The 22,765-nt window shown below is 59.2% G+C and carries 21 protein-coding genes; 10 read left to right on the top strand and 11 right to left on the bottom strand.

The annotated features are described in order from the left end of the window. Window positions 1-40 precede the first annotated feature (40 nt). Window positions 41-937, bottom strand: coding sequence for a methylisocitrate lyase (prpB, locus tag NTD81_RS04095; RefSeq protein WP_262179695.1), 897 nt, complete (start codon window positions 935-937; stop codon window positions 41-43). Window positions 938-946: 9 nt separating this feature from the next. Further along, entirely contained in the window at window positions 947-1,657 is a 711-nt protein-coding gene (locus tag NTD81_RS04090) for a GntR family transcriptional regulator (protein WP_262179692.1), read from the bottom strand. 300 nt (window positions 1,658-1,957) lie between these two features. Between NTD81_RS04090 and NTD81_RS04085 the strand changes: the two genes are divergently transcribed. From NTD81_RS04085 to pabB, 4 genes are all read left to right on the top strand, one after another. Continuing rightward, window positions 1,958-2,494: an ATP-dependent zinc protease gene (locus NTD81_RS04085; protein WP_262179690.1), complete on the top strand. Its 537-nt coding sequence runs from the start codon at window positions 1,958-1,960 to the stop codon at window positions 2,492-2,494. A gap of 5 nt (window positions 2,495-2,499) precedes the next feature. Beyond that, window positions 2,500-4,026 (top strand): inactive transglutaminase family protein, encoded by a 1,527-nt coding sequence (locus NTD81_RS04080; protein WP_262179688.1) that lies wholly within the window; start codon window positions 2,500-2,502, stop codon window positions 4,024-4,026. A 3-nt stretch (window positions 4,027-4,029) separates the two neighbouring features. Next, window positions 4,030-5,013, top strand: a complete 984-nt coding sequence (locus tag NTD81_RS04075) for an alpha-L-glutamate ligase-like protein (RefSeq protein ID WP_262179685.1) — start codon at window positions 4,030-4,032, stop codon at window positions 5,011-5,013. Between the two features lie 125 nt (window positions 5,014-5,138). After that, window positions 5,139-6,488, top strand: a complete 1,350-nt coding sequence (pabB, locus tag NTD81_RS04070; protein WP_262179682.1) for an aminodeoxychorismate synthase component I — start codon at window positions 5,139-5,141, stop codon at window positions 6,486-6,488. Between the two features lie 197 nt (window positions 6,489-6,685). On the opposite strand, the gene thrH is transcribed toward pabB, so the two are convergent. Then, the gene (gene thrH / locus NTD81_RS04065; RefSeq protein WP_262179680.1) at window positions 6,686-7,303 is read right to left on the bottom strand and encodes a bifunctional phosphoserine phosphatase/homoserine phosphotransferase ThrH; all 618 of its coding nucleotides are present in this window, start codon (window positions 7,301-7,303) and stop codon (window positions 6,686-6,688) included. 188 nt (window positions 7,304-7,491) lie between these two features. Between thrH and NTD81_RS04060 the strand changes: the two genes are divergently transcribed. Next, a complete protein-coding gene (locus NTD81_RS04060; protein WP_262179679.1) occupies window positions 7,492-8,226 on the top strand; it encodes a phosphoadenylyl-sulfate reductase in 735 nt (244 codons plus the stop codon). A 55-nt stretch (window positions 8,227-8,281) separates the two neighbouring features. Here NTD81_RS04060 and NTD81_RS04055 read toward each other — a convergent pair whose 3' ends face one another. Then, on the bottom strand, window positions 8,282-8,557 hold the full coding sequence (locus NTD81_RS04055) for a GNAT family N-acetyltransferase (protein WP_262179677.1): 276 nt from the start codon (window positions 8,555-8,557) through the stop codon (window positions 8,282-8,284). Window positions 8,558-9,050: 493 nt separating this feature from the next. On the opposite strand from NTD81_RS04055, the gene oprI reads away from it, so the two are divergent. Then, window positions 9,051-9,302, top strand: a complete 252-nt coding sequence (oprI, locus tag NTD81_RS04050) for an outer membrane lipoprotei OprI (protein WP_108488222.1) — start codon at window positions 9,051-9,053, stop codon at window positions 9,300-9,302. 128 nt (window positions 9,303-9,430) lie between these two features. On the opposite strand, the gene NTD81_RS04045 is transcribed toward oprI, so the two are convergent. From NTD81_RS04045 to NTD81_RS04035, 3 genes are read right to left on the bottom strand one after another with little or no spacing between them, the layout of a single operon-like run. Next, window positions 9,431-10,387 carry a L,D-transpeptidase family protein gene (locus NTD81_RS04045; protein WP_262179672.1) on the bottom strand — a complete coding sequence of 319 codons (957 nt, stop codon included), beginning with the start codon at window positions 10,385-10,387 and terminating at the stop codon, window positions 9,431-9,433. Between the two features lie 58 nt (window positions 10,388-10,445). After that, a complete protein-coding gene (locus tag NTD81_RS04040) occupies window positions 10,446-10,745 on the bottom strand; it encodes a hypothetical protein (RefSeq protein ID WP_262179670.1) in 300 nt (99 codons plus the stop codon). Window positions 10,746-10,803: 58 nt separating this feature from the next. After that, entirely contained in the window at window positions 10,804-11,409 is a 606-nt protein-coding gene (locus NTD81_RS04035; RefSeq protein ID WP_262179668.1) for an arylesterase, read from the bottom strand. A gap of 10 nt (window positions 11,410-11,419) precedes the next feature. On the opposite strand from NTD81_RS04035, the gene NTD81_RS04030 reads away from it, so the two are divergent. Together NTD81_RS04030 and NTD81_RS04025 are read left to right on the top strand one after the other, a co-directional pair. Next, complete coding sequence (locus tag NTD81_RS04030) at window positions 11,420-12,103, top strand: ABC transporter ATP-binding protein (RefSeq protein WP_262179666.1); 684 nt, start codon at window positions 11,420-11,422, stop codon at window positions 12,101-12,103. Continuing rightward, window positions 12,103-14,607 carry an ABC transporter permease gene (locus NTD81_RS04025; protein ID WP_262179664.1) on the top strand — a complete coding sequence of 835 codons (2,505 nt, stop codon included), beginning with the start codon at window positions 12,103-12,105 and terminating at the stop codon, window positions 14,605-14,607. Before NTD81_RS04030 ends, NTD81_RS04025 begins: the two co-directional genes overlap by 1 nt. Here NTD81_RS04025 and NTD81_RS04020 read toward each other — a convergent pair. Then, on the bottom strand, window positions 14,604-15,914 hold the full coding sequence (locus NTD81_RS04020; protein WP_262179662.1) for an MFS transporter: 1,311 nt from the start codon (window positions 15,912-15,914) through the stop codon (window positions 14,604-14,606). The genes NTD81_RS04025 and NTD81_RS04020 overlap by 4 nt on opposite strands. 64 nt (window positions 15,915-15,978) lie before the next feature. Then, complete coding sequence (greB, locus tag NTD81_RS04015; protein ID WP_262179849.1) at window positions 15,979-16,452, bottom strand: transcription elongation factor GreB; 474 nt, start codon at window positions 16,450-16,452, stop codon at window positions 15,979-15,981. Between the two features lie 107 nt (window positions 16,453-16,559). On the opposite strand from greB, the gene mnmC reads away from it, so the two are divergent. Further along, a complete protein-coding gene (gene mnmC / locus NTD81_RS04010) occupies window positions 16,560-18,590 on the top strand; it encodes a bifunctional tRNA (5-methylaminomethyl-2-thiouridine)(34)-methyltransferase MnmD/FAD-dependent 5-carboxymethylaminomethyl-2-thiouridine(34) oxidoreductase MnmC (protein WP_262179660.1) in 2,031 nt (676 codons plus the stop codon). Between the two features lie 50 nt (window positions 18,591-18,640). Here mnmC and rlmKL read toward each other — a convergent pair whose 3' ends face one another. Beyond that, on the bottom strand, window positions 18,641-20,905 hold the full coding sequence (gene rlmKL, locus NTD81_RS04005; RefSeq protein ID WP_262179658.1) for a bifunctional 23S rRNA (guanine(2069)-N(7))-methyltransferase RlmK/23S rRNA (guanine(2445)-N(2))-methyltransferase RlmL: 2,265 nt from the start codon (window positions 20,903-20,905) through the stop codon (window positions 18,641-18,643). 447 nt (window positions 20,906-21,352) lie between these two features. Between rlmKL and rmf the strand changes: the two genes are divergently transcribed. Then, complete coding sequence (gene rmf, locus NTD81_RS04000; RefSeq protein ID WP_262179656.1) at window positions 21,353-21,568, top strand: ribosome modulation factor; 216 nt, start codon at window positions 21,353-21,355, stop codon at window positions 21,566-21,568. A gap of 93 nt (window positions 21,569-21,661) precedes the next feature. Here the strand turns inward: rmf and NTD81_RS03995 are convergent, their stop codons facing one another. Further along, window positions 21,662-22,696, bottom strand: coding sequence for a quinone-dependent dihydroorotate dehydrogenase (locus NTD81_RS03995; protein WP_262179655.1), 1,035 nt, complete (start codon window positions 22,694-22,696; stop codon window positions 21,662-21,664). Between the last annotated feature and the right edge of the window lie 69 nt (window positions 22,697-22,765).

Below are 22,765 nucleotides of genomic sequence, written 5' to 3'. Positions count from 1 at the left end.
AATTATTGTTATTCAATGTCCGTTAAAGGCGTCTTGGCCTTTACTTCTTCGCGGCAAACAAAGCGTCGAGGCTTTGCTCAAAGGCGTGGTAATTAATGCGCTCATACAGCTCCATGCGCGTTTGCATGGTATCGATCACATTCTGCTGGGTGCCGTCGCGGCGCAGCGCGGTGTAGACATTCTCGGCCGCCTTGTTCATCGCGCGAAAAGCCGACAGCGGATACAGGGCAATGGCCACGTCCACCGAGGCCAGCTCTTCAGTGGTGTACAAAGGCGTAGCGCCAAACTCTGTGATATTGGCCAGAATCGGCGCTTTGACCCGATCGGCGAAGGTCTTGTACATCGCCAGTTCAGTGATCGCCTCAGGGAAGATCATATCGGCACCGGCTTCGATGCAGGCCGCCGCACGATCAAGGGCCGAATTCAGGCCTTCCACTGCCAGAGCGTCGGTACGCGCCATGATCACAAAGCTGTCGTCAGTACGCGCATCCACGGCCGCTTTAATGCGGTCGATCATTTCCTGCTGGGAGACGATCTCTTTATTGGGACGGTGACCGCAGCGCTTGGCGCCCACTTGGTCTTCGATATGAATCGCTGCCGCACCGAACTTGATCATCGACTTCACAGTACGCGCGACGTTAAACGCCGAGGCACCAAAACCCGTGTCGACATCCACCAACAGCGGCAGATCGCACACGTCGGTAATGCGGCGCACATCGGTCAACACATCATCCAGACCGCTGATGCCCAGGTCTGGCAAGCCGAGGGAGCCGGCCGCTACCCCGCCACCGGAAAGATAGATCGCCTTAAAGCCTGCGCGCTTAGCGAGCAACGCATGGTTGGCATTAATCGCCCCAACTACTTGCAGTGGTTTTTCTTCTGCCACTGCATCACGAAAACGCTGGCCTGGACTGCGGACTTGCGACTGCTGGCTCATGACTCACCTCTATGGGTTGGCTGTCTGGGATTGGGCGCTTTGGTAATGGCGCTCGATATTGCGTTTGGATGCGCCGATATGACGGCGCATGAGTAATTCGGCGAGCTCGCCATCGCGCTCGGCAATGGCGTCAAGAATGCGGTGATGCTCGTTAAAGGCTTGGCGCGGACGATTCGGCGTGGCGGAAAACTGCAGGCGATACATGCGCACCAGTTGATACAGCTCGCCGCAGAGCATCTGCACCAGGGTTTTGTTGCCGCTGCCTTGGATGATCCGGTAATGGAAGTCGAAGTCACCCTCTTGCTGGTAGTAACCCACCCCAGCTTTGAAGGCGGCGTCCTGCTCGTGCAGCTCCAGCACCCGGCGCAGCTCATTAATCTCGGTCTGGCTCATGCGCTCGGCAGCCAAACGACAGGCCATGCCTTCTAAAGATTCGCGGATTTCATACAGTTCAATCAGCTCGGCATGACTGAGCGACACCACCCGCGCCCCGACATGGGGGACGCGCACCAACAGGCGCTGGCCTTCCAAACGGTGAATCGCTTCGCGCAGAGGACCGCGACTAATGCCGTAGGTCCGCGCCAGCTCAGGCTCAGATATCTTGCTGCCCGGAGTTATCTCGCCCTGCACGATGGCCGCTTGAATGCGGCGGAAGACTTGCTCGGAAAGGGTTTCGGAATCTTCCGAGACGCTTTCGAGAATTTGCGAGCTATCAAGCATAGTGTCGACACTAGATTAAATTTATAGCGCCAAACTAACCAAATACACCGCCATAGTCAAACCAGACCAAAGAATTGTCGACAATATTTCTTACAGCTTCATTAGGGGTATGCAACACACAGCATCTATTAACGTCCATAAGCGCCTGTGCTGACTGAAAATCCCCATGATAGAATGCCGACCGCTTGTCGCCGGCTGAGGAATTACTGACCGCCTGCTAGACTCAAGAGTCAGACATTTTAGGCAGTGCGCCCCAGGCGTGGTGCTGATATCCATCCTTGCAGCTATTACCTAGGATTTATGAGACTCAAGCCCACCCTTCTTTCGCTCGTACTACTGTTAGCCCCCGGCCTAAGCCTTGGCGCTGATAAAACCGTATATGGGCTCAATGAGTACGTCAGGCTGTTTGATCTTGATCTGCAAATTGCCGCCAAACTCGATACCGGCGCTAAAACCGCCTCATTAAGTGCCCGCGACATCAAACGCTTTAAGCGCGATGGCGAAACTTGGGTGCGTTTTTATCTGGCTATAGATGGCACCCACAGCCATCCGATCGAACGACCTTTAGCGCGGATTAGCAAAATCAAACGCCGTTCCGGCGACTATGATCCAGAAGAAGATAAAACATACACCGCAAGGCCTGTCATCGAGATGGATGTATGCATGGGCCATGCACTGGAAAGTATTGAAGTGAACTTGACTGACCGCAGTGCATTCCAATACCCGTTGTTGATAGGCTCCGAGGCGCTGGTGCGCTTCGATGCCCTAGTCGACCCGAGCCTTACCTACGCAGCAGGCAAGCCAGCCTGTAACCCTGACGTAAACCCTGCCGAGTAACTTTCATGCGCGCTCTTACCCTCCATCTGAAAGTCCTGATCATACTCCTCGTGAGTTTGGGCGTTCTGATCACGGCCTATCAGATCTTTGTCCTCGGCATCCCGATGACTGAAGACGAAACTGATGACCTGTGGAACATCGACGCCAAAGTCGAATTCCAGGCCAGCTCGCGCGAGCCAGTCAAACTGCAAATGTTTGTACCGCCGCTGAGCCAGGACTACGTCAGCCTTAACGAGAGTTTTATCTCGAACAACTATGGCGTCAGCATCAACCGCACTGACGGCAACCGTAAAGTTACCTGGTCGGCGCGCCGTGCCAGTGGCAAGCAAACCCTGTACTACCGCCTGGTGCTGACCAAGCGTTACAGCGGCGAGAAGATCAAAGCTAAAGGCCCGATCTTCCGGGACAGCATTGCCGTTGAAGGCGTTGAGAAGATCGCCGCCGAAGCGCTGCTGGCGCCGATTCGCCAACACTCGGCGGACGTCGAGACCTTTATTAGCGAGACCATCAAGCGGGTCAACAACAGCAACGATGACAACGTCAAGCTGCTGCTCAGTGGCGACCCTAGCACGGCGAAAAAGGCCAAGGTCATCGAACTGTTGCTGTCTATCGCCCACGTGCCGATGGAGCGCGTACACACCATCCGCCTGGCTGCTGATATCCAGCAAAGCCCTGAGCTGTGGCTGCGCAGCTTCAACGGCGAAAAATGGCTGTACTTCAACCCTGAGTCCGGCGAGCAAGGCCTGCCAGCTGACCGCCTGATGTGGTGGACCGGCGACGAGCCGCTGCTGAACATGGAAGGTGGCAAGCAAGCACAAGTGACCTTCAGCCTGAACAACAGCGAAATGAACGCCATTCGCCTGGCCAAGCTGACCGACGAAAACACCGACGCGGATTTCCTCGAATACAGCCTCTACGGCCTGCCGCTGCAAACCCAGCAGTCGTTCATGATCATGGTCATGATCCCGATTGGCGTATTGGTCATTCTGATTCTGCGTAACTTGGGCGGCCTGCAAACCCTCGGGACCTTTACCCCGGTGCTGATCGCTCTGGCCTTCCGAGAAACCCAACTGGGCTTCGGTATCGTGCTGTTTACGATCATTACCGCTCTCGGCTTGGCGTTACGGTCCTATCTGGAAACCCTCAAGCTGCAAATGCTGCCGCGCTTGTCGGTGGTGCTGACCTTTGTCGTGGTGTTGATCGCCGTAATCAGCTTGTTTAGTCATAAGCTCGGTCTGGATCGCGGCCTGTCGGTAGCGCTGTTCCCAATGGTGATTCTGACCATGACCATCGAACGCCTGTCGATCACTTGGGAAGAACGTGGCTCGGCCACGGCCCTCAAAGTTGCCATCGGCACCCTGTTCGCTGCGACCTTGGCGCACCTGCTGATGAGCGTGCCGCAACTGAACTACTTCATCTTCACCTTCCCGGCTGTGCTGATGATTCTGGTGGGCTTCATGTTGGCTATGGGTCGCTATCGCGGCTATCGCCTGACTGAGCTGTTCCGCTTCAAAGCCTTCCTGAAGGATTGAGCCATGTTCGGACTCTGGAAAACCTGGAAGGCCCTCGAAGCCAAAGGCATCATGGGTATCAACCGGCGTAACGCGGATTACGTGTTGAAGTACAACAAACGTCATCTGTATCCGATCGTGGACGACAAGATCATCACCAAGGGTCGCGCTATCGAGGCGGGTATCGCGGTGCCGGAAATGTACGGCATCATCGACACCGAAAAAGGCATCGAGAAACTGCGCGACATCATTGGTGACCGCCCTGATTTCGTGGTTAAGCCGGCGCAAGGCGCCGGTGGTGACGGCATTCTGGTGATCGCTGACCGTTTTGAAGATAAATACAAAACGGTCTCCGGTAAGATCATCAGCCACGAAGAAATCGAGCAGCAGATCTCTAGCATCTTGTCTGGCCTGTATTCCCTCGGCGGCCTGCGCGATCGGGCGCTGATCGAGTATCGGGTGACCCCGGATCAGATCTTCAAAAGCATCAGCTATGAAGGTGTACCGGACATCCGCATCATCGTGCTGATGGGCTACCCGGTGATGGCCATGCTGCGTTTGCCTACCCGCCAGTCCGGCGGCAAGGCCAACCTGCACCAAGGCGCCATCGGCGTCGGCGTGGACCTGGCCACCGGCATCACCCTGCAAGGCACCTGGCTGAACAACAAAATCAGCAAACACCCGGACACCACCAACGCGGTGGACGGCGTGCAGTTGCCCAACTGGGATGGCTTTATGAAGCTTGCCGCCGGTTGCTATGAGCTGTGCGGCCTGGGCTATATCGGTGTGGACATGGTTCTGGACCAGGACAAAGGCCCACTGATTCTGGAACTCAACGCCCGCCCGGGCCTGAACATCCAGATCGCCAACGACAGCGGCCTGACCCATCGTGCCCATGCCGTGGAAGCCCGCCTGGCCGAACTGGCCAAGCAGGACATCAAAGAAACTCCGGAAGAGCGCGTGCGTTTCTCCCAAGAGTTATTTGGCCACGTCCCCAGCAAAGCCTGACCTAGTCAAAACCCGGCTCAGGCCGGGTTTTTTCTTTGTCCCTCCCGCCTTCACCCCGCAGCACCGCCTAGGCTGCGCGCCCAGCAGCCACTACAATCGCCACTCGCCTCGTCAATTAGAGCTTTATGTCGACCTGTCTGATTCAGGACCTGCCCTACCAGGCAGATCCCCTTAGCTATTTCCTGCGCATCGCCCAAGCCCCCGGCGCGCTGCTGCTTGATGCTGGCCGCCCGTTCGCCGAACGCGGCCGTTTTGATCTACTCAGCGCCTGGCCCTTAGCCCAGTTCAGCCCCGAACCCGAGGAAAGCGGCAGAGCCTATCTGCAGCGCCTGCGCCAAGCACTGCGCGAGCTAGGCCCCAGCACTGCGCCAGAAGGCAGCGAGCTGCCCTTTACCGGCGGTTTGATCGGCTACTTAAGCTATGACTTTGGCCGCCGCTTAGAGCAACTGCCAAGCCTGGCTCAAGCGGATCGCAACCTGCCGGATGCACGTTTCGGCCTGTATGGCTGGGCACTGATTAGCGACCATCAACTCAAGCGCAGCCATCTGGTCTTTCATCCCAGCTTGAGCAGTGCTGAACAGCAGCGCCTAAGCGCGCTATTTAGTCGCGAAAGCCCAGCTCAGCCACCTGCCTTTAGCCTGTTAAAACCCTTTAGCCCCGACCTCAGTTCGGCCCAGTATCTAGAACGCCTGCAGCGTATTGCGCAGTACATTCAGGCCGGCGATTGCTACCAGGTTAATTTCGCCCAGCGCTTTACCGCACCCTATCAAGGCTCGCCACTGGCGGCCTATCAAGCACTGCGCCAGGCCTGCCCGACGCCCTTCTCCGGCTATCTGCACCTGGGCGGCGATAACGCCATCATCAGCCTGTCGCCGGAGCGCTTCCTGCGCATCAGCCAAGGCCAAGTGGAAACCCGTCCCATCAAAGGCACGCGGCCACGCCACAGCGACCCGCAACAGGACCAAGCAGCGGCTGCGGATTTGCTGGCCAGCCCCAAAGACCGCGCGGAAAACCTGATGATCGTCGATCTGCTGCGTAACGACTTAGGCCGCAGCTGCCGTATCGGCTCTGTACGGGTGCCTGAGCTGTTTGCGCTGGAGAGCTATCCCAACGTGCATCATTTGGTCAGCGCCGTCACAGGCGAGCTGGCAGAGGGCAAGGACGCACTGGATTTACTCGCCGCCAGCTTCCCCGGCGGCTCGATCACCGGCGCCCCAAAGATTCGCGCCATGCAGATTATTGATGAGCTGGAGCCGACCCGGCGCAGCATCTACTGCGGCTCGCTGCTGTACGTAGATGTGCGGGGTGAGATGGACAGCTCCATCACCATCCGCACCCTGCTGGCCCAAGATGGGCAAATCAGCTGCTGGGGCGGCGGCGGCATCGTTGCTGACTCGCAAGCGCAGGACGAATATCAGGAGTCGATCACCAAGGTCAAAGTGCTGCTGCAAACCCTGGAGCAGTTGCCGGCCTGATCGGGCATCCCAACCCGGATTACGCACCCTGCGGGCGCTAATCCAGGCTACGGCTCCACAACTTGTAGGTTGCAATAGCCGCGCAGCGGCGTATTGCGACATCACCGTTACGGCAATGAAAGAACTCTGCCACCAACAAAAAGCCCGCTAGCACAGACGCTTAGCGGGCTTTTTTTGCGGCCTAAAAAATGCCGCGATCAGAGGCTCAGCTGGCGGTTCGAGGCTTTCAAGAACTCGCGCTTAAGATCCTCATAGGTGTGCACCGCCGGGAACTGCGGGAACTCGCGGATCACGTTGTCCGGAGCATGGAACAGGATGCCGGCGTGGGCTTCACTGAGCATGGTGGTGTCGTTGTACGAGTCGCCGGCGGCGATCACTCGGTAATACAAGCTCTTAAAGGCGATGACCGATTGGCGCTTAGGGTCTTTCTGGCGCAGTTGGTAATCCACCACACGGTTGGTTTCATCGGTGATCAGCTTGTGACATAGCAGCGTGGGGAAGCCCAGCTGGCGCATCAGCGGCTGGGAGAACTCGTAGAAGGTGTCCGAGAGGATCACCACCTGGAAACGCTCGCGCAACCAGTCGACAAACTCCACAGCGCCTTCCAGCGGCTTGAGCGTGGCGATCACTTCTTGAATGTCACTGAGCTTGAGGCCGTGCTCATCCAGAATGCGCAGACGCTGCTTCATCAGCACGTCGTAATCCGGAATGTCCCGGGTGGTCGCTTTGAGCGATTCGATGCCAGTTTTTTCGGCAAAGGCGATCCAGATTTCCGGAACCAAAACGCCTTCAAGGTCGAGACACGCGATTTCCACAGGACACTCCTACATTAGGATTTTATTTAGGAAGCGGCACTCTAGCGACTCGCCCAAGGCTCTGCAATGCACCCATATAGCCCGCCAAGGCAGAAATTACGGCGTTTGGTTATTTAGTCGCAGAACCGCCTTTTGTTACCATCGCTGCACTCGACGCTGCGCGTCACCATAACTAGGAATACAGCCTGATGAGTCACCCCTTCGATGTAGCCGAGCTGGCGGCCAGCTACGCTAACAAGTCTGCGCAAGACATCCTTAAGCTGGCCTTCGAGCATTTTGGCGACGAACTCTGGCTGTCGTTCAGCGGCGCCGAAGACGTGGTGCTGGTGGACATGGCGTGGAAGCTGAACAAAAACGTCAAGGTTTTCAGCCTCGACACCGGCCGCCTGCATCCGCAGACCTATCGCTTTATTGATCAGGTGCGCAGCCACTACAACCTCAGCATCGACATCCTCTCCCCGGACGCCGCCGCCCTGGAACCGTTCGTAAAAGAGAAAGGCCTGTTCAGTTTCTATCAGGACGGCCACAGCGAGTGCTGCGGGATTCGCAAAACCGCGCCACTGCGACGCAAGCTGGCCACGGTTAAGGCCTGGGCCACCGGCCAACGCCGCGATCAAAGCCCAGGAACCCGTAGCAGCGTGGCGGTGTTGGAGATTGACGGCGCGTTCTCCACCCCGGAGCGGCCGCTATACAAATTCAATCCCTTGGCGCAGATGAGCAGCGAGGAAGTCTGGGCCTATATCCGCATGCTTGAGCTGCCTTACAACAGCCTGCATGAGAGTGGCTTTATCAGCATCGGCTGCGAGCCCTGCACCCGCCCCGTACTGCCTAATCAGCATGAACGTGAGGGGCGTTGGTGGTGGGAAGAAGCGACGCAGAAAGAATGTGGCTTACATGCCGGCAACTTGATTGCAAAAATTTAACTGCCGGACAATAGCCGCTAATAAAAAAGGCCGGTGATGACCGGCCTTTTACTATCTATTGAGTCTTTCGCTGGCGCCGTTCCATATATCGTTCTACATATGAACACGACGGAATCACCGTATACCCCAGACGCTCAGCGTACTGAAGGGCGTGCTCAGTCAGCGCCGCAGCAATACCTTTGCCACGCAACGAGTTGGGTACAAAAGTACGGTAAATATCCAGAGTTTGTTTGCCCAGGTCCATATAGGCCAAGTACGCCCGATCACCATTTACTGTGGTTTCGAACTGATGGCCGGCCTGATCATGGCGAATGGATAGACCCTCGTTCATCGCAGCTCCTCTTGCAATTCTGACTCAGCCGCCACCGTTGTTTGTGCTGTGACCGCCCTAATAATAACCAATGACGGTGCGGCAATTGTTCGCAGCTTATCAGGCCGAAAGCTTCGAGGTCACGCAAATCAATGACTTAGCCCATCAGCGGGACGTGCCAAGTGTCACGCCAAGGCAACTGCTGCGCCGCATAATGCCGGAATAAAGCGCTTTCAGCGCAGAAGGCTGATCGGCCCAGCTGCTTATGCACAGACGTCTAGACTACCCCTCTAGGGTGAACAATCGTTACTACCTAGAACGAGAGAACTGCTTAATTTTTAATCAGATACAGGAAATTATTGGAATAATCGCAGAGTAAATAGAAAAAAAGCGCTCTAGCTTGCAATAGCTCCGTTTACTTACTAAAAGTTACAGGTAGTATGTACGCCGGCGAATTTCCTAATATCTATTAGGCAATTGCTCTTATGGAAAACTCCACCTGAAGGGGAACACGATGAACAACGTTCTGAAATTCTCTGCTCTGGCTTTGGCCGCAGTTCTGGCTACCGGTTGCAGCAGCATCTCCAAAGAAACTGAAGCTCGTCTGACTGCAACTGAAGATGCAGCTGCTCGCGCTCAAGCTCGTGCTGACGAAGCCTATCGCAAGGCTGATGACGCACTGGCTGCCGCTCAGAAGGCTCAGCAAACTGCTGACGAAGCCAATGAGCGCGCTCTGCGTATGCTGGAAAAAGCTAGCCGCAAGTAATAGCTCACAAGGCTATGGAAAAACCGATCCCCTGGGATCGGTTTTTTTATGCCTGCGATTCGAGCAAGCGATAGGCACAAAAAAGCCCGTCAGCGCATGGCATGACGGGCTTTTTACCAGCGCGGCAGCTAGATAGCCGGAACAGGAGCCTCAGCCACGACCGACGACTGATCCGGTTGGGCGATCTCAACGGGCAAGCCGTCTTCGGCGGCGACCACTTCACGCAGCATTTCCCAATCCAAACGCAGATTGGCGAACTGTTCGTTTTGCAGCAGCGCATTGATCACAGCAGTGTGCTTGTCGACGACCGAAGCATCGCCGTGATCATCCAAGGGGGTATGCGCCTCCAAGTAGACCTTGCCATTGCTGCGGCCAAACTTGTACGGCTGGTTGATGATGCGTACCGGCGTCCCCACCGACACCATGGAAGCCAAGGCCAGCACGTTGGGGTTGAGCATGCGGAAGCAGCCGTGGCTGACGCGCATACCGATACCGAACTTCTTGTTGGAACCGTGGATCAGGTAACCCGGGATCGACAGCGCCATTTTGTACGGCCCCAGCGGGTTGTCCGGACCTGGCGGCACATAGGCCGGTAGCGGGTTGCCATCGGCGGCGTGCTCTTCGCGGATCGACTGCGGCGGAGTCCAGCCTGGGTTGGGGGTTTTGGCGGTGATTTTGGCGTTGCTCACTGGCGAGCTCCAACCTTCACGACCAATCCCCAGCGGGTAGGTGTACACCACGTTCTGCCCTTTCGGGTAGTAGTACAGGCGGTATTCGGCAAGGTTGATGACGATACCTTCACGCGGACCTGGCGGCAGAATATGTCGCGTCGGCAGGATGATTTCGGTGCCAGCGCCTGGCAGCCATGGATCGACCCCTGGGTTGGCGGCAATCATCTCCAGGTAGCCCAAATCGTTGGCGACACCTAGATCAGCGAAGGTGTCTTCATATTTGGCCTTGATGACCTGCACCTCCCCCACCACATCCTCGCCGGGCGGCGGCAGAGGAAACTCAAGGGCATTAGCAGAAGCTGCAGCGACAACAGCAGCGATTGACAGGCAACGGGCGACGGCGCGCGACAACATCCGGAAATTCCTGACAGAAGTGGTGAGAAAGGGGTTTTGCCGAGTGTACACCGATTGCTCAGCCGCTGGGATAGCTCAGGGCACGGCTATTATTCGGCGCCTCACCGCGTTTTTGCGCTTCGAGGGTGGCTTTGCAAGCAGGACACAGGCGTTTGTCGCGCAACATGTCGCGTTCCAGCGAACGCCAGATCGGGTGCGCAGGCAGTAAACCGCCGCACAATGTGCGGTCAGCGAACTCACCCAACTCCAGCTGACGAGCTAATAAATGCACCCGGACTTCTCGACAGGCGAACAGGTCGAGCTGTTCGTCAGGTTCGATCAGTTGATAGGCGTGTAAGGACCAAGCAGGACGCGGCATTGAGGACTCCAGTGCGGGGCGCCACCTTAGCCGAAAGGCTTGCGTCAGAAAAGCCCGTTTAGAGCAAAGGTTGCAAGGTTTCCCAGACATTTTCCAGCAACTGCGGTTGTGCCTGCGCAGTCGGGTGAATCCCGTCGTTTTGCATCAGTTCGGGATGCCCGCCGACACCCTCTAAAAGAAAAGGCACCAAGGCAGTGTTGTGACTCTTGGCGACTTGCTCGAACACCTGGGCGAACGCCGTGGTGTACTTGATGCCATAGTTAGGCGGTAACTGCATACCTAATAACAGCACCTTAGCCCCACTTTTCTGCGACTGCTCAACCATGGCCGCAAGATTCTGTTGCAATTGCGTCACGGGTTGACCACGCAGGCCATCGTTGCCGCCGAGCTCGATAATCACCACTTCAGGCTGGTGCTCGGCAAGCAGTGGTGCGAGCCGCGAGGCCCCGCCAGAGCTGGTGTCGCCACTGATAGAAGCGTTGACCACTGGCTGGTTAAAACCGTTCTCGGCCATGCGTTGCTCAAGCAAAGCCACCCAGCCTTGGCGGGTATCCAGGCCAAAAGCGGCGCTGATACTATCGCCGACAACCAGCACGCCCCCCGCGAAAGCCGTCGGCCCCCACAGCAGCAAGCTCAGCGCTGTGCCTATCAACCATGTACGCATTGGATTCTCCATGAGCTCAACGATTCTCACCGCGCGCAACCTTAACAAAGTGGTTAGCAGCGCGGAAGGCGACCTCAGCATACTGCACGATCTGTCGCTGAGCCTGAATGCCGGTGACAGCCTGGCCATTGTCGGCAGCTCCGGCTCAGGTAAATCCACCCTCTTAGGCTTGCTCGCCGGCCTCGATCTGCCCAGCAGCGGCAGCGTGCTGTTGGCCGGCAACGACTTAAGCGCCTTGGATGAAGACCAACGGGCGCAAGTGCGCGCCGAGCACGTGGGCTTTGTGTTCCAGTCGTTCCAACTACTGGACAGCCTCAATGCGCTGGAAAACGTCATGCTGCCACTGGAGCTAGAAGGCCATGCCGATGCCCGCCAACGCGCCCGTACCCTGCTGGAGCGCGTGGGTTTGGGCCAACGCTTAAGCCACTATCCGCGCCAACTCTCCGGCGGCGAACAGCAGCGGGTGGCCATCGCCCGCGCCTTTGTCGCGGAGCCTGCGGTGCTCTTTGCCGACGAGCCCACCGGTAACCTCGACAGCCAAACCGGCGAGCGCATTAGCGACCTGCTGTTTGAGCTCAATCGCGAACGGGGCACCACCTTAGTGCTGGTCACCCATGATGGCCGTTTGGCCCAGCGCTGCCAGCGGCAGATTCGCCTGGAGCAAGGCCAGTTGGTCGATCAGGGGCACAGCTGATGAAGACGCTGCCGCTGTCTCGTCTGTTCAGTCTGGCCAAGCGCCAATTACTGCGCGAAGCCCGCAGCACGGAGCTGCGCGTGCTGTTTTTGGCCTTAGTCATTGCCGTCGCCGCCAGCACCGCGATTGGCTACTTCGGCGCCCGCTTGAATGACGGCATGCTGCTGCGCGCCACCGAGTTTCTGGCGGCAGATATGCGTTTAAATGGCAGCAGCGCCAGCACTGCGCAGCAGATTGCTGCGGGTAAACAGCTGGGTCTTGAGCACGCCCAGCTGGTCGAATTTTCCAGCGTGGTGGCCAACGACAACGGCATCCAACTGGCCAGTATTAAAGCCGCCGACAACGCCTATCCGCTGCGCGGTGAGCTGAAAAGCGCCGCCCAGCTGTATGGCGCGGAACAACCCAGTAGCGGCCCCGCGCCGGGTGAAGCATGGGCCGAGGCAAGACTGTTAGTCGCGCTGAATATCAAACCCGGTGACACCATCGAGGTGGGCCAGAAGACCCTGCGTCTGAGCCGCGTACTGACCTATCTGCCCGATGAGGCCGGCGATTTTTACAGCCTCACCCCCCATGTACTGATGAACTTGGCGGACTTGCCCGCCACCGGGGTGATCCAGCCCGGCAGCCGGGTGCGCTACAAAGACCTGTGGCGCGGCGACAGCAACGCCCTCGCCGCCTACCAAGAGCAAATCAAACCCACACTTGCCGCTAACCAACGGATTGATACGGGTAAGGATGGCAACCGCCAAGTCGGTAACGCCTTAGGCCGCGCCGAGCGCTACCTGAACCTTGCCAGTTTGGCTGCCGTGCTCCTGGCCGGGGTGGCCGTGGCGCTCAGTGCATCGCGCTTCGCCGCGCGGCGTTTTGATGCCAGCGCCCTGCTGCGCTGCTTGGGTCTGTCGCGGCGACAGGCTTTGGCTCTGTTCAGCTTGCAGTTGGCCTTACTCGGCATCAGCGCCAGTTTGCTCGGCGCCTTGCTGGGCTGGTTGGCGCAGTTGGGCTTATTCCACCTGCTGCAAGGTCTGCTGCCGGCGCAAATCCCCCCAGGCAGCCTGTGGCCAGCACTGGCCGGGATGGCCACGGGGTTAGTCGCCCTCGCCGGCTTTGCCCTGCCACCACTGGCCGCTTTGGGCCGCGTACCGCCGCTACGGGTGCTGCGCCGCGATCTGCTGCCGGTGGCGGCCAGCTCATGGTTTGTCTATGGCGCGGCGCTGCTGGCCTTGGGTTTGATCATGTGGCGCCTGAGCCTGGATCTAAAACTCACCGCCGCACTGCTCGGTGGCGGCGTGGTCACCGCGCTGCTGCTCGGCGGCCTGTTGCTGCTGGGGTTAAACAGCCTGCGCCGTCTGCTCAGCCGCGCCGCCCTGCCTTGGCGTTTGGGCCTGGGCCAACTGCTGCGGCAACCGGTGGCTGCCGCTGGGCAAGCACTGGCCTTTGGTTTGATTATCCTGGCCATGGCCCTGATTGCCCTGCTGCGTGGAGAGCTTCTCGACACCTGGCAGGCGCAGTTGCCGGCACAAGCGCCGAACCACTTTGCGCTGAATATTCTGCCTGCCGACAAAGACGCCTTCAGCGCGCAGATCAACAAGCTGTCGCCGCACAGCTCGCCACTTTATCCGGTAGTACCGGGCCGGCTGACCGCGATCAACGGCGCGGCGGTTAAGCAAAACGTCAGCAAGGATTCCGAAGGCGAACGTGCCACGCGACGCGACTTGAGCCTGACCTGGGCCGCCGAGCTGCCAGAGGACAATAAGCTCAGCGCTGGCCAGTGGTGGTCTGCCGACGCACCCAGCGAGCTGCCCGGGGTGTCGGTGGAAAGCAAACTGGCGGCCAGCCTAAAGATCAACTTAGGTGATCGCCTGACCTTCAGCGTCGGCGGCCTGCAGCGTGATGCGCAGGTCACCAGCCTGCGCGACGTCGATTGGAACAACTTCCAACCCAACTTCTACATGCTGTTCCAGCCCGGCACTTTGCAGGACTTGCCAGTCACTTACATGACCAGTTTCTACCTGCCGCCGCAGCATGAGCAGCAGTTGGTAGAATTGGCGCGCAGCTTCCCCAGCGTCACCCTGCTGCAAGTCGAAGCGCTGCTTAGCCAGCTGCGCAGCATTCTGGCGCAGGTGACCTTGGCCATTGAGTTCGTGTTGCTGTTTGTCCTAGCGGCAGGCTTTGCCGTGCTGTTTGCCGGCCTGCAAAGCACTCTGGACGAGCGTATTCGCCAAGGCGCGTTGCTCCGCGCACTAGGCGCCAAGCGCCAGATTCTCGGCCAGGCGCGGCGCGCGGAGTTTGGTTTGCTCGGTGCGGCTAGCGGCCTGCTCGCGGCACTGGGCTGCGAACTGATCAGCTTTTTGCTGTACCGCTACGCCTTTGATCTGAGCTGGCAGCCCCATCCTTGGTTGCTGCTGTTACCTGTAGTCGGCGCGCTCTTGGTCGGTGGGGCGGGTTTACTCGGCACCCGCCGCTCGCTGAATGTCAGCCCACTGACGGTGCTGCGCGAAGGCTAGCACTGCGCCCATTGCCCAGCAGAGTCACTGGCGGCTCTGCTGACGGCAAAACCCAGAACGGTCAGCACGCCCACCGCGCCCATCACCGCACAAAAGCCGACGATCAGCCATGGACTCCAGGGCGTCAGGGCCAGCAGCAGCAAAGGGGTGATACTGGCCCACAGGGCATAGGCCAGGTTATAGGTCACCGAGATCCCGGAAACCCGCACCGCCGCTGGGAACAAGCCCACCATCAGCGACGGCACCGCACCCACCACTCCGCAGGCTAAACCGGCCACGGCGTAGCCCAGCGCCAACCAGCTTTGATCAAGGATCAAACTGGCATACAGCGCCCCGGCACCCAACGGCAACAGCAGGCTATAGAGCAGTACCGCCCGCCAAGCACCAATGCGATCAGCCAAGCGCCCGGCCAGCACGCAGCCAATGTTTAAACACATAATGCCAAGGCTGCTGAGGGCAAAAGCATGGCTGGCGGCGATGGCAAAGTGGCGCTGCATCAGGGTTGGCGTTACCACCACCAACATCACCACCGCGGAGGTCAGCAGACAGGTCAACAGCAGCGCCGGCACAATGCTGCGGCGATGCTCGCGCCACACCTGGGCTAAGGGCAACGGCCCGGCCTCCTGACGCTGTTCCTGCAAGGCCAAAAACACTGGGGTTTCTTGCAGCCAGCGGCGCAGCCACACGCCCACCAAGCCAAACACACCGCCCAAGATAAACGGGATGCGCCAAGCGAAATCGAGAATCTCCGCCTGGCTGTAAATCCGTGTCAGCAAGGTGGCGGTGATGGCGCCGAGCAGATAGCCGAAGGTCAGCCCCGCCTGCAACATACCCAAGGCATAGCCACGATGGCCCTTGGGCGCATGCTCGGCGACAAACACCCAAGCGCTCGGCACCTCGCCACCCACTGCGGCGCCTTGCAGCACCCGCAGCAGCAATAACAGCAGCGGTGCCCAGTAGCCGATTTGCGCGTAAGTCGGCATCAGACCGATGACTAAACAAGGCCCAGCCATCAGCAGGATGCTCAGGCTGAATACGCGCTTGCGCCCTAAGCGATCAGCAAAGTGCGCCAGCAGAATGCCACCCAAGGGCCGCGCCAGATAGCCGGTCACGAAGATGCCAAAGCTCTGCAGCAGACGCAGCCATTCGGGCATTTCTGGCGGGAAGAACAGCTCACTTAAGGTTAGGGCGAAGAACACGAAAATAATAAAATCGTAAATCTCCAACGCCCCGCCCAGGGCGGCCAATCCCAAGGTTTTGTAGGCACTGCGGGTGAAGCCTGGGGTACTAGGGGTAGCTTGCGACATGATTAACGTCTCGCACTGTTAGCGATAACAACGCTCACCCGAGGGCAACGCGCGGCACCACAGTTTAGGGCTGATAACTGATTGTGGTGATTTCCCAGACCATCTCCCCTTGCGGTGTCTGCACCGTGGCTTCATCACCGACCTGTTTCTTTAACAGGGCGCGGGCCATGGGCGAGTCGATGGAGATGTAGTCATTACGCCCGTAGATCTCGTCATAGCCGACAATGCGAAAGCGTTTGCTTTCGTCGTCTTCATTGACGATCTCGACCCAGGCGCCGAAAAACACCCGGCCTTCCTGCTCGGGGGAGTAGGCCACCACGCGCATGTCTTCCAGGCGTTTACGCAAGTAACGCACGCGCCGGTCGATCTCACGCAGGAGTTTTTTGTTGTACTGGTAGTCGGCGTTTTCACTGCGATCACCCAGCGACGCGGCCCAACTGACCTTCTGCGTGATATCCGGGCGATGTTCGCGCCACAGATAATCCAGCTCTTTTTTCAGTGCCGCGTGGCCTTCGACGGTAATCAGTTTGGTGCTCAATGCCTCACCCTCGGCGTCAATCTCAGGCGGCATGATAAACACCTAAGCCGCGCGAGACACCCACAGCGGCCTGTTAGAATGCGCGCCTGTGCCAATCGGTGTAATCCATGACTGCTCCAACCCCCGCCACTGCTCCTGCCGCCGGCCCGGCTGATCTCGACTGGGACGCCAGCGGCCAGCCGCGCTCCAAACACTTCGCCGATGTCTACTTCAGCTATGAAGATGGCTTGGCCGAAACCCGTTATGTGTTTCTCGACAACAACCAGTTGGCGCAGCGTTTTGCCGCCCTGACGGCCCATGAGGCGCTGGTGATTGGCGAGACGGGCTTTGGCACCGGGCTGAATTTTCTCTGCGCCTGGCAGCTGTTCATCGAGCACGCGCCAGCAGATGCGCGGCTGCACTTTGTCAGCGTGGAAAAATACCCCTTAAGCCGTGCCGACCTCACCCGCGCACTGGCCCTGTGGCCGCAGCTGGCGCAATTTGCCGAGGCGCTGCTGAGCCAATATGTGGCCGTGCATCCGGGCTTTCAGCGCTTGGTCTTCGCTAACGGCCGGGTGGTGTTGACCTTGCTGATAGGCGATGCCTTGGAGCTGCTTAGCCAACTCGACGCACGTATCGACTGCTGGTTTCTCGACGGTTTTGCACCGGCGAAAAACCCCGACATGTGGACGCCCGAGCTGTTCGGCCAACTGGCGCGCCTGTCACACCTGGGCACCAGCATCAGCACCTTTACCAGCACCGGTTATGTGCGCCGCCGTTTAAATGCCGCCGGTTTCAAGATGAAGCGCACCCCCGGCATCGGCAAAAAATGGGAAGTGCTCAAAGGCAGCTTTACCGGCGCAGTGATCGACCCTGAGACCCGCGTCAGCAGCCCTGCTGAGATTCCTACGCAGCCCGCTAAGCCTTGGTTTGCCCGTCCCCCGCAAGCCACCGGCGAGCGCCATGCCATTGTGATTGGCGCCGGCTTAGCCGGCTGCGCCACTGCCGCCAGCCTGGCCCAGCGTGGCTGGCGGGTGAGCGTAGTCGAGCAACACGCGGCCATCGCCCAAGAGGCCTCGGGCAATCCGCAGGGCGTGCTGTACCTCAAGCTGTCGGCGCACCACACCGCGCTGTCGCGACTAATCGTCAGCGGCTATGGCCATACGCGCAGGCTCGCTGAAGGTTTGCTCAAGGGCCAGGACTGGGACAACTGCGGCGTGCTGCAACTGGCCTTTGACGACAAAGAAGCCCAGCGTCAGGCGCAACTGGCCGAGGCCTTCCCCGCAGACTTAGTGGTGAACCTCGACCAAGCCAGCGCTGAACACAAAGCGGGTATCGAACTCGCCAGCGGCGGTCTGTTTTATCCCGAGGGCGGCTGGGTGCATCCGCCCGCGCTGTGCGCCTTGCAGACTCAGCACCCGCAGGTTGAGCTCAAGCTCCAGCAGCAAGCGCTGGAACTGCGCCGCACGGCTGAAGGCTGGCAGGTGTACAGCGCTGGGCAACTGATTGCCAGCGCGCCTGTGGTGATCCTGGCCAATGCCGCGCAGATCAAAGCCTTTAGCCAAAGTGCTGGACTGCCGCTGAAGCGCATTCGCGGGCAAATCACCCGTCTGCCGGCGACTCAAGCCAGCCGCGCCTTAAGCACCGTGGTCTGCGCCGAAGGCTATGTGGCGCCGCCGCGTTTGGATGAACACACCCTAGGCGCCAGCTTTGACTTCCACAGTGATGACCTCACACTCAGCAGCGCCGATCAGGCTAGCAACCTGCAACTGCTGGAAGAGATTTCGCCGCAACTGGCTAGCGCGCTTAACGTCGGTGCACTAGATCCAGCCGAGCTGGCAGGTCGCGCGGCATTTCGCTGTACCAGTCCGGATTATCTGCCCATAGTCGGGCCATTGGCGCACAGCCAGGCCTTTGCCGAGGCCTATGCGGTATTAAGCAAGGACGCCCGGCAAGTGCCGGAGGCGCCCTGCCCGTGGCTGGAGGGTTTGTATATCAACAGTGGCCATGGCTCGCGCGGATTGATCACCGCGCCGCTCGCCGGCGAATTGCTCGCCGCTTGGCTGAATAATGAGCCGCTGCCTGTGCCAGTGGATGTGGCCGAGGCCTGCCACCCCAACCGCTTTGCCCTGCGCACGCTGATTCGCGGCAATCGTTAAAAAGCTATGCCCCGTCTTAAATGGCGGGGCTTAGCAGTCACTACGCAGGATTAACCACGCAGTTGCAGGCGCCAGGCGCGGTGGATCTTCTGATTACGGGCGAAGTCCGGATCGATGGTCGAAGCGCTGATTTCCTCGACCAGATAGCGCGCGGCGATGCTTTCATCCAACACAAACTTGCGGAAGTTGTTGGAGAAGTACAGCACGCCGCCCTTGGCCAAGCGGGCCATGGCCAGGTCGAGCAACTGCACATGATCGCGCTGCACGTCGAACACGCCTTCCATGCGCTTGGAGTTGGAGAAGGTCGGCGGGTCGATAAAGATCAACTCATACTCGCCGCGATCTTCCGCCAGCCAGGCCATCACATCGCCCTGCTCCAGACGGTTTTTATCGGAGAAGCCGTTCAGCGACAGGTTACGCCGCGCCCAATCCAGGTAGGTTTTCGACAGGTCCACGCTGGTGGTGCTGCGCGCGCCGCCCTTGGCCGCATGCACGCTGGCCGTGGCGGTGTAGCAGAACAGGTTGAGGAAGCGCTTACCGGCCGCCTCCTTCTGGATGCGCAGGCGCATGGCGCGGTGATCGAGAAACAGGCCGGTGTCCAGGTAATCGGTGAGGTTGACCAGCAGCTTCACGCCGCCCTCAGTGACTTCCATAAACTGGCCTTGGGTGGCCTGGCGCTGATACTGCTTGGTACCGCTCTGGCGCTCACGGCGCTTGATCACCACCTTGCTCTTGTCGACATTCAGCGCTTGCGGAATCGCCGCCAGGGCATCGAACAAACGGGCCTGGGCCTTGAGCGGATCGATGGATTTCGGCGCGGCGTATTCCTGCACGTGCACCCAGTCGCCATACAGGTCGACCGCCAGCGAGTACTCCGGCATGTCGGCGTCGTACAGGCGGTAGCACTGCACGTCCTCGCGGCGGGCCCACTTGCCCAACTGCTTGAGGTTCTTTTGCAGGCGGTTGGCGAACATCTGTGCGCCTTCACTCAGGCGCGCTTGCTCAACAGGTTCCGGCGCCGGTTTGATCGGGTTGCCATTCTTGTTGTACTGGCGCTCTTGCGGCGCGGCTTTGATCGCGGCCAGCTCGGCCTGCTCGCGCTCGCGTTCACGCTGCTCGGGGGTACGCCGCTCGCCTGTGACGAACTGCTCCGGCTGGACCTTGATCAGCAGCAGCTTGCACGGCAAGGCGCCGTTCCAGAAGGCGTATTGCTTATGGCTGCGGATGCCCATGCGCTTACCCAGATCCGGCGCCCCGGTAAATACCCCAACGTCCCAGCCCATGCAGGCCTGACGCAGGCGCTCACCCAGGTTCTGATAGAGGTACAGCAAGCTCGCCTCATCGCCCAAGCGCTCGCCATAGGGCGGGTTGCAGATGACCAAACCTTTTTGGTGCTGATCCGGCCGCGGCTCGAAGGTCGCCACTTCGCCTTGATAGACCTTGATCCAGTCGCTCAAGCCCGCCCGCTCGATGTTGTTACGCGCCGGTTGGATCAAGCGCGGATCGGCTTCGTAGCCACGAATCCACAGCGGCGGCTTGGCCAAGCCCGCAGCGGCACGCTCCTCGGCCTCTTGCTCAACCCGCTGCCACAGCGCTGGCACGTGGCCCAGCCATTTGCTGAAGCCCCACTCGATGCGATTGAGGTTAGGAGCGATATCCGCCGCGATCATGGCGGCTTCCACCAGGAAGGTGCCGACGCCGCACATCGGGTCAGCCAGTGCGCCGCCTTCTGCGGCGATCTTCGGCCAACCGGCGCGGATCAGAACGGCAGCGGCAAGGTTTTCTTTCAGTGGCGCCGCGCCCTGCTGCAGACGGTAGCCACGCTGGTGCAGGCTGTGGCCGGAGAGATCCAAAGACAGAATCGCCTCACCGCGATCCAGGCGCAGGTGCACGCGTACGTCCGGGTTGATCTTATCGACCGAAGGCCGGGTGCCGTCTTTCTGGCGCAGCTTGTCGACGATGGCGTCTTTGACTTTCAGCGCGCCAAAGTGGGTGTTATCGATACCCGAACCGTTGCCGCTAAACTCCACCGCCAAGCTGCCGCCGGGCTCCAGATGCTCGAACCAGTCCACTTCCAGCACGCCCTCATACAGGCTCTGGGCGTCCTGCACGCTGTAGCGCTTGAGCACCAGCAGCACGCGGTTGGCCAGGCGCGACCACAGGCACAGGCGGTAAGCCGTCTCCATGCTGGCCAGGCCACGGATGGCCGAAGTGTGTTCGCGGGCCTCTTCCAGACCGAGGTTTGTGGCCTCTTCAAGCAACAGGCCTTCTAGGCCTTTGGGGCAAGTGAGGAAGAGTTCGTAACGATCCGACATGGGGGGTTCCAGTGCCTTAGGCAGTCAGCGCTGCGCAGCCAACGGGGCGACACAGCCAAAGTAGACGACAGAACGGCCAACACGGCCCTTCGTCGGAATAAACAATCCAATCAATCGCAAACCATTCGCAACTGTGGACCACACAACTTTCGGTAATAGCCCCTTAGCATAGGTGCTACAGCGGCAAAACCGGATCTGGGCAGTAGAGCCTTATGGCCATACCCATAAAACCATTAAGGGCTTATGACAAAACAGTCATTCACTTGCCCCGGTGCATTGGTTAGAAATCAACCTATGCCGACGCCGCAATGGTGTCGACACAGGAGCTTCGTCACGCCGGCAACGAACTCCGCCAGGCAGTGCAACTGCATCTCGCAGTCCATCTGCATGACCTTGCCATAAGGTCTAAGGGACATACATAACAGTCAACATTGAGGGCACTACCCTATGAGAAGACTTAAGCGTGATCCGTTAGAAAGAGCTTTTTTGCGCGGCTACCAATACGGCATCAATGGCAAATCCCGCGACCTCTGTCCTTTCACCCTTCCATCGGTGCGCCATGCTTGGTTAAACGGCTGGCGTGAGGGACGCGGTGACAACTGGGATGGCATGACCGGCACCGCTGGCATCCATCGCCTTAACGAACTTCGCGCAGTCGGATAATCGCGCCACCTCCCGATTTACCATGCACGCTCCATCCGAGCGGCGGGCGCAAGCCCAGGGGCTCCCTCAGGGAGCCCTTTTTATTGCCCCCAATTAACTCTTGGCCTTAGCCGGCAACGCGGCAATGGCATCCACCGCCTGACGAATCAGCGCCGGACCTTTGTAAATAAAACCGGAATACACCTGCACCAAGCTTGCCCCTGCGGCGATTTTCTCCGCCGCATGCTGACCTTCGGTGATACCGCCAGCAGCAATGATCGGCAGGCGGCCCTTCAGCTCAGACGCCAACACCTTAACGATATGGGTGCTCTTATCGCGCACCGGTGCACCGGACAGGCCACCGACCTCCTCCGCGTGCTCCAGACCCGCCACGGCATCGCGGCTTAAGGTGGTGTTGGTGGCGATCACCGCATCCATCCCGGCTTCAACCAGAGCATTGGCCACTTCGATGGTTTCCTCATCGCTCATGTCCGGGGCGATTTTGATCGCCAGCGGCACGCGCTTGCCGTGTTCTTGGGCCAAATCTTCCTGCCGCTGACGCAGGGCTTCGAGCAACTGCTTGAGCGAGTCGCCAAACTGCAAGCTGCGCAGGCCCGGGGTGTTCGGCGAGCTGACGTTAACCGTCACGTAGCTGGCGTGGCTGTACACCTTATCCAAGCACTTGAGGTAATCGTCGACGGCGTTTTCCACCGGGGTGTCAAAGTTCTTGCCGATATTGATGCCCAGCACGCCCTGATATTTAGCCGCCTGCACCCGCGCCAGCAGATGATCGACCCCATGGTTGTTAAAGCCCATGCGGTTGATTATCGCCTCCGCTTGCGGCAAGCGGAACAAACGCGGCTTGGGGTTACCCGGTTGCGGCCGTGGCGTAACGGTGCCGATCTCGATAAAGCCGAAGCCCAACTGGGCAAAGCCGTCGATGGCGTCGCCGTTTTTATCCAGACCTGCGGCCAAGCCCACCGGGTTGGCGAACTGCAGCCCCATCACCGTCACCGGCAACGCCGCCGGCTGTTTGGTCAGCAGGCCATTAAGGCCCAAACGACCGCCGGCACCGATCAAGTCGATGGACAGTTCGTGGGAGGTTTCCGGGGACAGTTTGAATAGCAGCTCGCGGGCCAGGGTATACATGGGCAGACGTGGCTCAATATGGCGACAAAGTGGGCGATTATAGCCGTCTGCCTAGCAACTAGGCGAGCA

Source organism: Pseudomonas sp. 5P_3.1_Bac2, assembly GCF_025465995.1.
Classification (GTDB): domain Bacteria; phylum Pseudomonadota; class Gammaproteobacteria; order Pseudomonadales; family Pseudomonadaceae; genus Aquipseudomonas.
This window is presented reverse-complemented; position numbering and strand designations above follow the sequence as displayed.

Excerpts from the sequence above, each read along its gene's own strand:
- pabB (WP_262179682.1), top strand. The coding sequence starts at position 5,139 with ATGTCGACCTGTCTGATTCAGGACCTGCCCTACCAGGCAGATCCCCTT.
- NTD81_RS04035 (WP_262179668.1), bottom strand. The coding sequence starts at position 11,409 with ATGCGTACATGGTTGATAGGCACAGCGCTGAGCTTGCTGCTGTGGGGG.
- NTD81_RS04060 (WP_262179679.1), top strand. The coding sequence starts at position 7,492 with ATGAGTCACCCCTTCGATGTAGCCGAGCTGGCGGCCAGCTACGCTAAC.
- oprI (WP_108488222.1), top strand. The coding sequence starts at position 9,051 with ATGAACAACGTTCTGAAATTCTCTGCTCTGGCTTTGGCCGCAGTTCTG.
- NTD81_RS03995 (WP_262179655.1), bottom strand. The coding sequence starts at position 22,696 with ATGTATACCCTGGCCCGCGAGCTGCTATTCAAACTGTCCCCGGAAACC.
- NTD81_RS04055 (WP_262179677.1), bottom strand. The coding sequence starts at position 8,557 with ATGAACGAGGGTCTATCCATTCGCCATGATCAGGCCGGCCATCAGTTC.
- NTD81_RS04080 (WP_262179688.1), top strand. The coding sequence starts at position 2,500 with ATGCGCGCTCTTACCCTCCATCTGAAAGTCCTGATCATACTCCTCGTG.
- NTD81_RS04085 (WP_262179690.1), top strand. The coding sequence starts at position 1,958 with ATGAGACTCAAGCCCACCCTTCTTTCGCTCGTACTACTGTTAGCCCCC.
- NTD81_RS04020 (WP_262179662.1), bottom strand. The coding sequence starts at position 15,914 with ATGTCGCAAGCTACCCCTAGTACCCCAGGCTTCACCCGCAGTGCCTAC.
- NTD81_RS04040 (WP_262179670.1), bottom strand. The coding sequence starts at position 10,745 with ATGCCGCGTCCTGCTTGGTCCTTACACGCCTATCAACTGATCGAACCT.
- NTD81_RS04025 (WP_262179664.1), top strand. The coding sequence starts at position 12,103 with ATGAAGACGCTGCCGCTGTCTCGTCTGTTCAGTCTGGCCAAGCGCCAA.
- NTD81_RS04090 (WP_262179692.1), bottom strand. The coding sequence starts at position 1,657 with ATGCTTGATAGCTCGCAAATTCTCGAAAGCGTCTCGGAAGATTCCGAA.
- rmf (WP_262179656.1), top strand. The coding sequence starts at position 21,353 with ATGAGAAGACTTAAGCGTGATCCGTTAGAAAGAGCTTTTTTGCGCGGC.
- rlmKL (WP_262179658.1), bottom strand. The coding sequence starts at position 20,905 with ATGTCGGATCGTTACGAACTCTTCCTCACTTGCCCCAAAGGCCTAGAA.
- prpB (WP_262179695.1), bottom strand. The coding sequence starts at position 937 with ATGAGCCAGCAGTCGCAAGTCCGCAGTCCAGGCCAGCGTTTTCGTGAT.
- mnmC (WP_262179660.1), top strand. The coding sequence starts at position 16,560 with ATGACTGCTCCAACCCCCGCCACTGCTCCTGCCGCCGGCCCGGCTGAT.
- NTD81_RS04045 (WP_262179672.1), bottom strand. The coding sequence starts at position 10,387 with ATGTTGTCGCGCGCCGTCGCCCGTTGCCTGTCAATCGCTGCTGTTGTC.
- NTD81_RS04030 (WP_262179666.1), top strand. The coding sequence starts at position 11,420 with ATGAGCTCAACGATTCTCACCGCGCGCAACCTTAACAAAGTGGTTAGC.
- NTD81_RS04075 (WP_262179685.1), top strand. The coding sequence starts at position 4,030 with ATGTTCGGACTCTGGAAAACCTGGAAGGCCCTCGAAGCCAAAGGCATC.